Source organism: Pedobacter sp. KACC 23697 (assembly GCF_045348445.1).
Lineage (GTDB): Bacteria > Bacteroidota > Bacteroidia > Sphingobacteriales > Sphingobacteriaceae > Pedobacter.
The window spans coordinates 3,510,753-3,523,072 of sequence record NZ_CP157485.1 but is presented as its reverse complement, the minus strand read 5'-3'; the positions used below and the strand labels follow the sequence as shown (position 1 = coordinate 3,523,072).

Here is a 12,320-nt window from a genome sequence, read left to right as displayed (position 1 = left end):
CTCATCTAGTAAAACAAACTCCCTATTCTTTAAGCCTTTTAGTTTTATTGCTTTTTAAATACCTCAACCCCCGCTTCCGCTACAATTATTTGTACACAATAAATAATATTATTTATATTTATAATAACCGAATCTATCCAGGTATGGAAAACTTAAGAAAAGGCCTTTCGAACATGCTGTCTCTCATTATCCCAAAAGAAAATCATCAGTATTACTCATGGGGAGAAATTGCTATTGGTATGTTAATTTTATTAATCTTCCTTTCAGCTTGTTTTCTTGCTTCTATCGCCGTATAAAGATTTATTCAGTTTTCTTTATTGGCATAAAAAACTTTTTTACCTCCACATTTAAACCATCTGCAATATCCAATAGGGTTGACAGCATAAAATCTTCCTTTCCGTGTTCAATGTCACTTATTTTTGAACGATCACCAAAAAATTTATCTGCTAACTCCTGTTGGGTTAAACCAGCCTTTTTTCTGTAAGCTTTTACATTCAAACCAATGATTTTAAATATATCTGTATGTTTTTTCAATTTTATTTAAAATATTTTGTGGTTTTATTGCCACGTTTAATATTTATTATTATATTTGTTATCAGTTATTTATAGCGACAAACAGAGCAGGGTTTAGCCTTGCTTTAACGATGTCTCTCATGAAACGAAACCGCTAATTTCCCCATGAGCCGACCGTGAGTTCGCCAATACTATTGAGTTTTGCTATCTTCGTGATATCTTATATTCAATAGGGCGGACTTTGCGTGAGCCTTTCGGGGAACTTGGATTAATTTCCAAGTGGTTCTTAGCGGTACCAGTTTCGAAAGCAGTAAAGTTCGCCCTATTGGTTTTCCAATCTGGTTTTCTTCTGCTTTTTTGAGTAAGCATCGTTTTACATAAAACTACCGTTTATGAAAACGAACCAATTAACCGCCATCAACTTTTATTACTTCAAGGAGGTGATCAAAGCGTATTCCCTGCAACTCTTGTTAAAGAACGTGATCTGTTCTCCATCGTAATGCTAGTGCCGGAATTACAGGTATAAAATAGCCCGATAAAAACAGGGGGTTGGTGTGAGAGTGCGCACGTATTCCCTGTGGGTTAATTTAGCCTGGTGCCAGCCCTTTATTGCTTTTAGGCAAGGTGCATTACTATGGTTATTCGCATTCCCAAGGTAAGTAACTTTTTGCTCATTTGCAATACGGTTTCCCGTATCTGCCTGTTTTTGGGCGGGGGGGCTGGTTTTTGTCTTTTTTTAATAAAATACAGGGGCTTTCTGCTTTCAATCTATCCATTTTACCCGAGCTAACCATTTGCCATGACCACCAATAACCGATACCTACCGCTTTTTTTCCTCTCCTGGGCATTTTTATACAGCCCCTTTGCCGTATGGAGCATTTGGCTGGCAAGTGCTGGCGGGCATCAACAGGTTGTGGCGGAGAGAAACCGGGTTGAAAAGGTGTCGCGGCATCCACAAGGCGGGAAGCCAGTGCCTGATGATTTGACCTGTTTCTGTACTTTTTATGGAAATAAAGCCTGGGGTTTTAATTGTAACCTCAATTTTTTGGTGTCTTACTATTTAACGGAGCAGGAGGGAGTTGGCCATGGAGATCAGTAGCTGTTACCCTTTCGATCGGCTGTATGCCTTGAAGCCGAAAAACCCCGTATAGGTTTTGGCGGTGCAGGGGGCTTTATATAGGTTTTTTAATGATGTAATAATTCCGTCCCCTGCATTTGCTTTAGTCACTGTCTTTTTTTCGAAAGACCGGGATTTTTTCTTGTCAACTTAACCCAAACTTATGAACCCATCTACAATGGCTATCTCAAAGGGGAAGCTATGCCCTCCTATTTACCATAGCGTTTTAAAAATATTTACCGTTTTGATGCTGATAATGGCCCTAACCGCAAACAGGGCTGCAGCACAGGAAGCCAGGCCGGCCAGCGGGATTGCCGTTGGCGGGGCCGTTCCTGACTCTTTATTACATGCAGAACTGAATGTACTAGGTGCCGGGGCGGGCACTGCTTTCAAACTGGCTGGTTTTAAGGGCAAGCCCTTTATTCTTGATTTTTGGGCAAGCTGGTGCGGAAGCTGTATCAAAAGCCTGCCACATGCAGATAGCCTGCTAAAGGCGAACGGGCAGGCATTAGGGATTGTACTGGTGAATTCATCAGCCCGTGACCGGGATGCAGAAAAACTGGCCCGGTTCGTTGATACTTTTTTGAAAGACCATCCGGGTTTTTCAGTTCCGTTTATCGCGCAGCACGAGCTGTTTTCGAGGTATTTTAAGATCAGCAGGTTGCCATGTTATGTATGGGTGGGCAGTGATGGATTGATAAAGGCCGTTACCGGATATGGTACACTCCATGAGGAAAACGTCCGTCGGTTTTTAGCGGGTGGGCAGCTTTTGATGGGAAAGGAGGGGATTTGACATGGGTGGTTTAAAATCTAATTCGCATAGCTTTAAGTGGAACCTTTTGCTCATCTTCTCAGCTGTGCTGATACTCTTGTTTTCGGTATTATCTGTTGTTGCGCAGGATAGAACGGGCTTTAAAATATCGGGCCGGGCCAGGGCAGTTGATGCGGCAGGGGTGATCTTGAGTGTGAGGGGAACCAAAGGAGGTCAGGCCCAAACCGATCAGGATGGCAGGTTTACTATGATGCTTTCGGCACTGCCCGATACGCTTATTTTTTCTGCAGTCGGTTACCAAACGCGGCGCCTGGTTGTACGTACTATTGATCAGGTAATTAATGTGGAGTTAGCTTCCGCGGCGTTCCACCTGGCTGATGTGCAGGTAAATACGGGTTATCAGCTGCTGCGGCCCAATGAAACCAACGGCACGGTGGCCGTGATCAACAGCGATCAGCTGAATGCCAGGGGTGGATCAAACCTGCTGGACAGGCTGGTTGGGCAGAGCTCGGGGCTGCTGCTGAATATCGGCAAGACCAATCCCAACAATCCGCAGAACAAGACCAATATCTCCATCAGGGGACTGGGAACCATTAACGGCCCGCTTGACCCTTTGATTGTGCTTGACGGGTTTATTTACGACGGCGATATCTCCAACCTGAACCCACTGGATATCGAAAATGTATCTATCCTGAAGGATGCCTCAGCAGCCTCGATCTGGGGTGCCAGGGCGGGCAACGGGGTGATTGTCATCACCACCAAAAAAGGAAAGTTTAACCAGCGTTATGAAACTGCTTTTTCGGCAAGTGTGCTGGTTTCTGCCCTGCCAGATCTGTTCAGGTCGCCACAGATGGGCAGTGCCGATTATATAGAGGTGGAGCGCACGATGTTCAACAGCGGTTATTTTGATGCACAGATTAGCAGTACGCCATTTTCTGCACTGACGCCTGCTGTGGAGGTTTTACTGGCCAAAAGAAACGGGACCCTCACTGCCCGGGCAGCCGAGAACGCGCTGAACAGGCTGAAAGGCATTGATTCGAGGCAATCTTACCTGGATGAATTTTATACCCATGCATTGACCCAGCAGTACGGGCTGAATTTAAAGGGGGGCGATAGCAAACATGCCTTTGGGCTTTCGGTAAGCTATGATAGATCTTTGGGCGAGACTTATGCCGCTTCTGATAAGGTGAATATCAGCCTGTCAAACGATTTTAAGGTAACAGACAGGCTTTCATTGAGCACAAAGGTTTATTTTACGGCCAATAAAAGGGCCTCGGGGCGGCCGGCTTTTGGTTCGCTGACTACCGCCGGCAGGGTAATTCCTTATCTGGAGTTCAGGGACGGGACAGGTAATGCCCTGCCGGTGGCTATTGCTTACAGATCGCTGTATACGGATACGGCAGGCAGCGGCAAACTGCTGGACTGGAAATATTACCCTGCGGATGATTACCTGCACCGGACCAACAAGACTGCCCAGCAGGAAATTTTTGCAACCGCTGCGCTGAAGTACAGGCTTTTACCCGGGCTGAACCTGGATTTAAGCTACCAGTACCAGCGGCAGCGCTCGGATGGGGAGCTGCTTTCGGATGAGCAGAGTTATGATGCCCGTAACCTGATTAACAGTTACAGCCAGCTTAACCGCGCTACAGGGGTAGTCAGGTACATTGTGCCCAGGGGAGGGGTTTTGAACAGCAGCGATGCGCAGCAGTCATCTGCTACGGCCAGGGCACAGCTGAGCCTGATGCGCACTTTCGGCAAACACCAGCTCAATGCAATTTTGGGGGGCGAGGCCAGGCAGACTGATGCCTCGTCGGCCTCGCTTACGCAGTATGGCTATACGGCCGATCCGCTTACTTTTGTAAATGTAGACCTGGTGAATAATTATCCTGATTTTTTAAGGGGAAGCACTTCTGCAATTGGGTCGGGGCAGTTTTATACCTCCACCCGTTATCGTTTCCTGAGCTTTTATGCAAACGGCGCATACACCTACAATTGCCGTTATACCGTATCGGGCAGCATCAGAAGGGATGGGTCGAATATCTTCGGTGTGAATACCAACGACCGCTGGAAACCGCTCTGGTCTGCAGGACTTGGGTGGCTGCTGTCAGGAGAAAACTTTTATAAAAGCGCGCTCCTGCCCGAACTGAGGCTCAAAGCTACTTTCGGGTACAGTGGCAATGTTGACCTCACCAAAACGGCACTCCCCATTGCCGCTTATGCTTCCAGCCCGCTTACCGCGCTGCTTACCTCCAGGATTTCGAGTATCAATAATCCTGACTTAAGGTGGGAGCAGCTTTCGCAGCTGAGCCTGGGCGCTGATTTTAGTTTGAAGGATAAACGGCTGAGCGGATCGGTGGCTTATTTTATTAAAAAGGGGACTGACCTCTACGGACCTGCCCCTTATGATTATACGGGCTGGGGACGTACCGAAACCCTGGTGCGGAACGTGGCCGATATGAGGGGCAACGGTTTTGAGCTTGACCTGCACACGCTGAACCTCCATGCCGGGGATTTTAACTGGAGAACTGACGGGTATTTTACTTACAGTGTATCTAAAACGGTAAAGTATTACAGCAGTACGCCGAACGGCCTCAGTCAGCTGCTCAATACCGGCACGCAGATTACCCCGATTGTAGGGAAACCTTTGTACGCGGTAGGCGCCCTGAAATGGGCAGGTCTTGATGCCGGCGGAAACCCGCAGGGTTACCTGGCAGGGCAGGTAAGCAAAGATTACCGGGCCATCTTGGCTGAGGCCAATGCTACAGGGGCAAATATTGTTTACTATGGTTCTGCCAGCCCGTTGTATTTTGGTTCGCTGATCAATACCTTTTCTTACGGTAAGCTGAGCCTGTCTGTAAACATCAGTTACAAGCTCGGTTACTATGCCTCAAAACCTACCATAAGTTACCCCGGCCTGGTTTTAAACGGTAACGGGCACAGTGATTTTGCGCTGCGGTGGAAGCATCCCAGGGATGAGCTGACCACAAACGTGCCTTCGTTTGTATATCCGGTTGATGAGAACAGGGATTTCTTTTACACCTCTTCGGAGGTGAATATCATCAGGGCCGACAATATCCGGCTGGATTATATCAACCTCTCGTATAAGGTGGGCCTGCGCAGGCTTAAAAAAGTGTTCCGTGCGCTCGAGGTGTTTTCGTCACTCCAGAACGGCGGCATACTATGGCGTGCCAATAAGTTTGGGGTTGACCCTGATTATACCAGCAATATCCCGCCTTCCCGAAGTTACCTGTTCGGGATCAGGGGTAATTTTTAATTAGATGAAAGCATGATGAAAAATAAAATCTTATTTCTGTTGACCGGGTTACTGGTGTTATCACTGGTATCCTGCAAAAAGTACCTGGATGTAAAGTCGGATGCGAAGCTTGTTACGCCGCAAAGCCTGCAGGATATCCAGGCCCTGCTGGACGATTATCCGACCATGAACGCTAAAACCACGCCAAGCTTGCCGGAGAGCTCGGGAGATGACTATTTCTGGCTGCCTGCTACCTATAACGCTCAAAGCGCCATTAGCCAAGGGCTTTACCAGTGGCAGTCTTTCGATTCGCGCTTTGGTAATGATTGGAATTATACTTATCAGGCCGTTTTTAATTGTAATATTGGCCTTGAGCTGCTGGAGAAGATCGAGCGGACGAATGGTAATGCCACGGCCTGGGACAATGTAAAAGGCTCTGCCCTTTTTTTCAGGGCCTATTATTACCTGCTGCTTACCGCTAATTATGCCAGGGTTTACAATGAGGTTACGGCTGATGCCGACCCGGGGATCATCCTCAGGACCGCTTCTGATTTTAACCTGCCGGGAACCAGGGCAAGCCTGCGCGCGTGTTACAACCGGGTGCTGCAGGATGCGCAGCAGGCGGTAAGTTTGTTGCCCGATGTTCCGGTCCATGTGATGAGGCCATCCAAAGCTGCAGCCTGTGCTTTGCTCTCGCGGGCTTACCTCTATATGGGTAGGTATGACCTTGGGCTGCAATGGGCCAATGCATCCCTGAAGATCAACAGTAAGCTGATGGATTATAATTCCGATCCGGGCGTGATCAATCTAGCGGCGAACGTACCCTTTAGAAAGTTTAACGGCGAAACGTTGTTTTATACCGAAATGGCCCCTCCCTTTACCCTGCATGCCACCAGCAGGGCCAGGATAGATACGCTGCTTTATTCGACTTACCAGTCCAACGATCTGCGCCGGACGGCTTTTTTCAGGACGGTAAGTGGCTACCAGCAGTATAAGGGAAGTTATGCAGAAAGTGCATCGGTATTTTTTACCGGTATTGCCAATGATGAGGTTTACCTGAACAGGGCAGAGTGTAATGCCTTTTTAGGGAATGTTGCCCCGGCCATGGCCGATCTGAACCTGCTTTTAAAATCGCGCTGGAAGAACGGGACGATATTTGTACCCTTAGTGGCCACTGACCGTGCCGATGCGCTGAAAAAGATCAGGACCGAAAGGAGAAAGGAGCTTTTGATGAGGGGTATGCGGTGGATTGACCTGAAGCGGTATAACAGGGAAGGTGAAAACCTCGTGATTTCCAGAAATATCGGAGGTAAACTGGTTAGTCTGGCGCCAAATGCGGGTTATTATGCGCTGCCGATTCCCGTTGATATTATCGAACAGACGGGAATTGCCCAAAACTAAAAAAGAGGCCATGCACAGCAATTCCTGTACATGGCCTCCCTGGTATGCTTGATTTAAGGCTGATCGGAATTTTCGATCTGCATCAGGCCATCTGCAGAACCGGTAACATAAGCGGTATTGGTTGGCGCATTAAAAGATGCGGTCAGATTTGCCGATGGCTTTAAGGCCGGAGTAGCGCTCAGGTCTACATAGGCCTGGTCGATAACAATGGAGCAGGCTCTTTCTTCGCCTGAACAACCTTCGCTATCCGGAGCATACGACCAGTGTGAAGTATTGGTAACGTTTGCTACGCTATAAGGCGAAGTGCTGGGCGGGTTATAGACGAATCTATACTGATCCCTTTTTTGTTCGCTTACTTTAGCTGATTTAAATGCACTGGTGGTGATGGTTAGGCCGAACCCCAATACGAGGGCTACAAGGCCAAGGTTTAATTTGTTTAACATGATATTTAGTTTTTAAATGATCTCCGTTTAGGAGGATAAATGATTCGATCTGCTTCGGTGGTCTGGCGATCGGTTGATTATTTCGGTATGGGATAGGACCGGTATCCGTTTATGCTGATTACTCTTTGTCACGAACCTCCCGCTTTAGGTGAATAATTAAAGTAGTGAGCGTTATTGCGGTAAATACAAGATTAAATACGAGGTGTGCTTTCCATCCCAGCCATTTTAATACACCGCCGCAACTACAAGGCACTTTGTTGAAATAACCTGCCAGCACAAATGCAATGTATACGGTAAAAGCAGTGATGAGGATAAGCGATGCAATGAGTCCATAAAACCTGGTTTTGGTAAAGGCCAGGAGGGTAGCCACAAGGAGTTCTGCGGCGGGTACGGCAACTAACAGGAATGCAGCAAATTTTTCGGAGAAAACCTGTTTGGCCAGCGCTGCTTTAAATTCGTGAAGATTACCCAGCTTACTTGCTGCAGTGTTGCCCCATAAGATAATAAGCAGGAGATAACCGAGCTGATATGCGCTTTTACTTAAATTTAATTTCATGGCCTGGGCATTTTGTTGGATTTACCATACAACTTTTAAATTCTGGTGTAAAGTTCGGCTCAACACAAGCCAGGCGAAGGCTATTTAAGTTGCCAAATGGCTTATTGACCATGAAATGGGGGGTAGCGGATGTTACTTTTTTAACGCCTGCGACCGCAAACGGCTCAAAACTTTTGGATGTATGCCCAGGTAATTTGCGATTGGTTTTAAATCGCAGAGGTTAAACAGTCCAGGCCAGATCTGCATCAAATGATTGAAACGGGCACTGGCGCTGAGCCGGGCGAGCGCTGTGGCATGCATAATCAATTCTGCAAGCAGGTGCTGATAAAGCTGGCTGATCAGCTCCCGGTATTCCGGGAATAACTTGTACAGGTTATTGGTGTGTTTATCTCTGTATCCGGTCAGGGTAGAATCTTCCAGAAATTCTACATATATTTCTTTTCCGATATAGCTGCTTAACATGTAAAGTGGTAACATAAACTGGTTACTTTGCCGGAATAGGATGGTGGTCTCTTCTTCATCCTGAACAGTATACAACCTCAGCGTACCCGTTCGGATAAAAAGCAAAGTAGTAAAGTACGGATCGGAAACATCAATAGTTTCTTTCTTTTTGAAGTGACGATCCTGTAAAATGTAATTCAGATAACTGTTTAGCCCAAATGATGGTGTGACATAATCTTTAATCCTTTTCAAATAGTTGCTTTGTTCCATGATCTTTTTTAGATAAAGAAAAAAGTTTTTGAGCCTTTGTCAAGTTGCCGCTTCAGCAACCTTTGGCAACCCGTGTAAAGATTAAGGATAAAGTGTTTTTGATATCATTAAATATTTTACTGCTCCATGTAATTGATGGAAAATTTTTTTTATAGTTCTGGAATGCAGTCTTGACCACCTTCCAGGGAGCTGAGCGGGTATTTGCTAAATTGTTTTATTTGCCTCAATAAGCCATTTTCATGGCCCTGATAAAATTTAATATTTCTTTTTTTAATGATTTAAAGCGCTAACGTTATGCATTACAATGCGTTATACGATATACGATTTAAAATAAGTTGTCGTTATTGAGGAAAATAAGGTGTAATAAGAATACTAATTTGATTACTGATTAAATTTACGCATAATGGAAAAAATGACGTCTGTTGCTTTTTCATCCCTATCTTTTAAAATTTGTTTAAAAGTCCATGAAGTCCATGTTTATGTACGCCGGAAACGCCCTCAATGGGTGGCTTCTAGCATAGTTGATCTGGGGATTTTCTTCCCCAGCCGGGGGCACCCATAACCCCGCGGTCAATTTGTACTGCTCCATTAATGATCATTTACATACCTATAATTAACGTACATATTATCGGGAATGTTAAACAGCTCTTGGCGCTGTTTGACGCTAAAATTTAATGATAAAACCGGATTTTCTAACCAATTTTAGTCGCTTCAGCACCAGGGGGTAACTGCCCATATAACGGCATAGAACATTTTTCCAGATATGGTTGCAGAACGCCTCATCAGCGTTCCGCAATATGGTTTTGTTTTTAAACTCTACGCCCTATGAATAACCTTGATGCCCTTGTACAGATTTTGTACAACATTTACCTCGTACTCAACAAAGAACAATTAAAATTTACATTCATTGATCTCTTTGGCGATCCTGAAAAGCAGTTAACACGCCAGCAGGTAAAAGACTACCTGAACATCAGCGAAAGTACCTACAAACGTAAAGTGAAAGATGGTACATTGAAACCCATAAAACTGCCCGGTGGCGATCGTTTTTACCTGAAAGATCTCCTGGGTGCCTATCTGGAAAGCCAGCGAAAAGGCCGCATTTAGTTACCCCTTCTTTACCTGTTGTTTACCATTTGCTGGTACCAAGCTTACCCCTGGGTTACCGCATGGTTACCTATTCGTTACCCTATGGTTACCCATTCGTTACCTAAAAGGTAAAGAGTGGGTTTTTTTATGGTAAAAATTTACCGTGGTTTTGATAATGCTGCCCCAAGGCAGGCTAACCGTACATGCTTTTCTTTTGGCCACCAACCTGGATTTGGGTTGGCTCATTTTAGCTCATTATCGTTTGTATTTGGCTCAATTTGGCCCAATTGAGTCCAAAATGAGGTGCCATTGCTTTTCGACCGCTAGGTTTGATCATGGATTTGAACATACCGGTATAACAGAAATCCGATTAATTAAACATTTTTTCACTTAAAAAACAAAAATTATGGCAACGTATTCAAAAGGCGCAAATGGCGCATTCTCAGGCAAGGTAGGTAGTGTAATTGGCAGCAACTGGCGCAATGTAGATTACTTAAGGGGCCTTCCTAAAAAAAGCAGTAAACCCAGTACCGAACCTCAATTGGCGCAGCGGACCAAGTTTGCCCTGGCCGCCCAGTATCTGAGCCCGATTAAGGATGTTTTAAACACCGGCTTTAAAGATAAACAGCTGAACAAAATTACAGGCTACAACGCCGCGGTAAAGATTTTCTTAAACCAGGCGGTTACCGGCACCTATCCGGATTTTCAGATCGATTTTTCGCAGGTAGTGCTGAGTAAAGGTTCGCTTTCGGTAATGCATGGCCTGAGCGCAAGCCTGCAAGGGGCAGACTTGTTGCTGAATTGGCAGAGCATTTTAAACCGTTATAATGCATTTGCCGATGACGTGCTTACGGTTGTACTCTTTAACGCGACCAAAAATATGTATTTGGTGTATGAAGAGGCGCAGCGTGCTGCACTAACTTATACGGCTGTGATTGGTACCAACTTTAGCGGCGATGTTTTCCACGCCTGGGCTTTCGCGGTAAACCGTGATGCTACCGGTGTAGCGAACAGCCAGTACCTGGGCACCTACACCATTCCTTAATATAAATTATTAACCAGCCCAAACCGAGCCATGCTAAAGGTTTGGGCTATTAAACAGAAAAGATATGAAAACGTTAAAACTCGCTTTAACGGTGCTGGTGCCGAAAAAGCAAATGCTCGAAAAACTGATGCTGGCCATAATTTTAGTGCTGGGCTGGCATACACTCCCTAAGGTATTAAGAAGTATCGAACCTACTGCTGCCTTAATCGACGCAGGCATCTGGCAGCTGTTTTTGCTTGCCCTGCTCTGTTATGTAGCCCTATTGCAGTTGTCGTGGTGGCTTTTATACCGTTTTTGGCAAAGCCTTGGCCTGCTTAAATTAACAGATATGGTTTCACTCTTTAAACAGTTAACATCATGGCAACAGTTAAGCTTTTTCTGGGCATCGTTTGCTTTGCTCTTGCTGGCAGCTATAGCCTGCCTGGCAGCAATAGTGTAAACCTAAAACAGGAGGCAGCATTTGCCGAAGGGAAAAAGCTGCTGCGTATTGCCGGAAAGGAACTGGGCATACGCGAACTTACGGGCAACAATGATGGGCCACGGGTTGCCGCATACCTGCGCTATGTAAATGTACCGGAGGGCAGTGCCTGGTGTGCAGCTTTTGTAAGCTGGGTTTTTAGCCAGGGTGGTTACCCTGCGCCACGCACCGCCTGGAGCCCGGCCTTATTTCCGCTAAGCAAACGCACCAAAGAGATCAGGCCGGCAGTAGTGTTCGGTATTTATTTTACCCACTTGAAGCGAATAGCCCACTGCGGGCTTGTGGAATGGAGGACGGGAGATTGGCTCATTACCATTGAAGGAAACACCAATAGGGCAGGAAGCAGGGAAGGAGACGGGGTATACCGCAAGCGCAGGCATTTAAAAGCCGTTAAATATTTTGCCGATTGGATGAAAAGGAAAGGAGGAGATGATGAAAATTGAGCTGATAGCGTATTTGTTAGCTTGTACGGTATTACTTTCTGCCTGTGGGGTGTTTAAAGAGAAAAAAACGCTGCATACGCAAGAACATCAATCTGTACGCCAAAACCAGGATAGCAGCGCCGAACAAAGCTGGCAGAAAGATAACACCCTTTTGCTCGATACCAGTAACAGTGAATATGTGGTGCAAATTACCCCGTTGGGAAAATTTTTCTACAGTACCGAAAAAGGTTTCGAGGGCATGGCCAAGAAATTGGTGGTGAAGGGCAAAGCCAATAAAAGGCAGGCAGTACACAGGCATAAGGAGACTGAACACCATCTTGTACGTCGAAAAAACAATACCGAGCACGAAAAGTTAAAGGTAAAAGTGCAGCAAGTTGATAAGCGTATTAAGCCGCGTTGGGGATTTGTTTTAATTGGGATGGTAATATTACTTGTGCTGGCTTACTGGATATGGAGAAAATGGCGGTTGATCTGAACACACAATGCTCCCTGGGTAAAATTA

13 protein-coding genes are annotated in these 12,320 nt (G+C 45.8%); 9 read left to right on the top strand and 4 right to left on the bottom strand.

Annotation, left to right across the window (positions count from 1 at the left end):
• Positions 1-300: 300 nt before the first annotated feature.
• A complete protein-coding gene (locus ABEG20_RS14010; protein ID WP_406823945.1) occupies positions 301-534 on the bottom strand; it encodes a helix-turn-helix domain-containing protein in 234 nt (77 codons plus the stop codon).
• 778 nt (positions 535-1,312) lie between these two features.
• Here ABEG20_RS14010 and ABEG20_RS14005 point away from each other — a divergent pair.
• The 4 genes from ABEG20_RS14005 to ABEG20_RS13990 all read left to right on the top strand — a co-directional run bounded on the left by ABEG20_RS14005 (position 1,313) and on the right by ABEG20_RS13990 (position 7,056).
• Positions 1,313-1,612: a hypothetical protein gene (locus ABEG20_RS14005; protein ID WP_406823944.1), complete on the top strand. Its 300-nt coding sequence runs from the start codon at positions 1,313-1,315 to the stop codon at positions 1,610-1,612.
• A gap of 181 nt (positions 1,613-1,793) precedes the next feature.
• Entirely contained in the window at positions 1,794-2,423 is a 630-nt protein-coding gene (locus ABEG20_RS14000) for a TlpA family protein disulfide reductase (protein WP_406823943.1), read from the top strand.
• 1 nt (position 2,424) lies between these two features.
• On the top strand, positions 2,425-5,676 hold the full coding sequence (locus ABEG20_RS13995) for a SusC/RagA family TonB-linked outer membrane protein (protein ID WP_406823942.1): 3,252 nt from the start codon (positions 2,425-2,427) through the stop codon (positions 5,674-5,676).
• A 12-nt stretch (positions 5,677-5,688) separates the two neighbouring features.
• Complete coding sequence (locus ABEG20_RS13990; protein WP_406823941.1) at positions 5,689-7,056, top strand: RagB/SusD family nutrient uptake outer membrane protein; 1,368 nt, start codon at positions 5,689-5,691, stop codon at positions 7,054-7,056.
• A gap of 53 nt (positions 7,057-7,109) precedes the next feature.
• On the opposite strand, the gene ABEG20_RS13985 is transcribed toward ABEG20_RS13990, so the two are convergent.
• From ABEG20_RS13985 to ABEG20_RS13975, 3 genes are all read right to left on the bottom strand, one after another.
• Positions 7,110-7,499, bottom strand: coding sequence for a hypothetical protein (locus ABEG20_RS13985; RefSeq protein ID WP_406823940.1), 390 nt, complete (start codon positions 7,497-7,499; stop codon positions 7,110-7,112).
• A gap of 118 nt (positions 7,500-7,617) precedes the next feature.
• Positions 7,618-8,055, bottom strand: a complete 438-nt coding sequence (locus tag ABEG20_RS13980) for a MauE/DoxX family redox-associated membrane protein (protein WP_406823939.1) — start codon at positions 8,053-8,055, stop codon at positions 7,618-7,620.
• A gap of 132 nt (positions 8,056-8,187) precedes the next feature.
• Complete coding sequence (locus ABEG20_RS13975) at positions 8,188-8,766, bottom strand: Crp/Fnr family transcriptional regulator (RefSeq protein WP_406823938.1); 579 nt, start codon at positions 8,764-8,766, stop codon at positions 8,188-8,190.
• Between the two features lie 825 nt (positions 8,767-9,591).
• Here ABEG20_RS13975 and ABEG20_RS13970 point away from each other — a divergent pair.
• From ABEG20_RS13970 to ABEG20_RS13950, 5 genes are all read left to right on the top strand, one after another.
• Complete coding sequence (locus ABEG20_RS13970; protein ID WP_205056153.1) at positions 9,592-9,870, top strand: helix-turn-helix domain-containing protein; 279 nt, start codon at positions 9,592-9,594, stop codon at positions 9,868-9,870.
• A gap of 388 nt (positions 9,871-10,258) precedes the next feature.
• Positions 10,259-10,897: a DUF6266 family protein gene (locus tag ABEG20_RS13965; RefSeq protein WP_406823937.1), complete on the top strand. Its 639-nt coding sequence runs from the start codon at positions 10,259-10,261 to the stop codon at positions 10,895-10,897.
• Positions 10,898-10,961: 64 nt separating this feature from the next.
• On the top strand, positions 10,962-11,336 hold the full coding sequence (locus tag ABEG20_RS13960) for a hypothetical protein (RefSeq protein ID WP_406823936.1): 375 nt from the start codon (positions 10,962-10,964) through the stop codon (positions 11,334-11,336).
• A complete protein-coding gene (locus tag ABEG20_RS13955; protein WP_406823935.1) occupies positions 11,255-11,818 on the top strand; it encodes a peptidoglycan-binding protein in 564 nt (187 codons plus the stop codon). The genes ABEG20_RS13960 and ABEG20_RS13955 overlap by 82 nt, the downstream gene beginning before the upstream one ends.
• Complete coding sequence (locus tag ABEG20_RS13950; RefSeq protein ID WP_406823934.1) at positions 11,805-12,293, top strand: hypothetical protein; 489 nt, start codon at positions 11,805-11,807, stop codon at positions 12,291-12,293. Before ABEG20_RS13955 ends, ABEG20_RS13950 begins: the two co-directional genes overlap by 14 nt.
• Positions 12,294-12,320: the final 27 nt, after the last annotated feature.

Coding starts and splice junctions, on each gene's coding strand:
- ABEG20_RS13985 (WP_406823940.1), bottom strand. CDS start 7,499: ATGTTAAACAAATTAAACCTTGGCCTTGTAGCCCTCGTATTGGGGTTC.
- ABEG20_RS14005 (WP_406823944.1), top strand. CDS start 1,313: ATGACCACCAATAACCGATACCTACCGCTTTTTTTCCTCTCCTGGGCA.
- ABEG20_RS13960 (WP_406823936.1), top strand. CDS start 10,962: ATGAAAACGTTAAAACTCGCTTTAACGGTGCTGGTGCCGAAAAAGCAA.
- ABEG20_RS13980 (WP_406823939.1), bottom strand. CDS start 8,055: ATGAAATTAAATTTAAGTAAAAGCGCATATCAGCTCGGTTATCTCCTG.
- ABEG20_RS13975 (WP_406823938.1), bottom strand. CDS start 8,766: ATGGAACAAAGCAACTATTTGAAAAGGATTAAAGATTATGTCACACCA.
- ABEG20_RS13995 (WP_406823942.1), top strand. CDS start 2,425: ATGGGTGGTTTAAAATCTAATTCGCATAGCTTTAAGTGGAACCTTTTG.
- ABEG20_RS13970 (WP_205056153.1), top strand. CDS start 9,592: ATGAATAACCTTGATGCCCTTGTACAGATTTTGTACAACATTTACCTC.
- ABEG20_RS13990 (WP_406823941.1), top strand. CDS start 5,689: ATGATGAAAAATAAAATCTTATTTCTGTTGACCGGGTTACTGGTGTTA.
- ABEG20_RS13955 (WP_406823935.1), top strand. CDS start 11,255: ATGGCAACAGTTAAGCTTTTTCTGGGCATCGTTTGCTTTGCTCTTGCT.
- ABEG20_RS14000 (WP_406823943.1), top strand. CDS start 1,794: ATGAACCCATCTACAATGGCTATCTCAAAGGGGAAGCTATGCCCTCCT.
- ABEG20_RS13950 (WP_406823934.1), top strand. CDS start 11,805: ATGATGAAAATTGAGCTGATAGCGTATTTGTTAGCTTGTACGGTATTA.
- ABEG20_RS13965 (WP_406823937.1), top strand. CDS start 10,259: ATGGCAACGTATTCAAAAGGCGCAAATGGCGCATTCTCAGGCAAGGTA.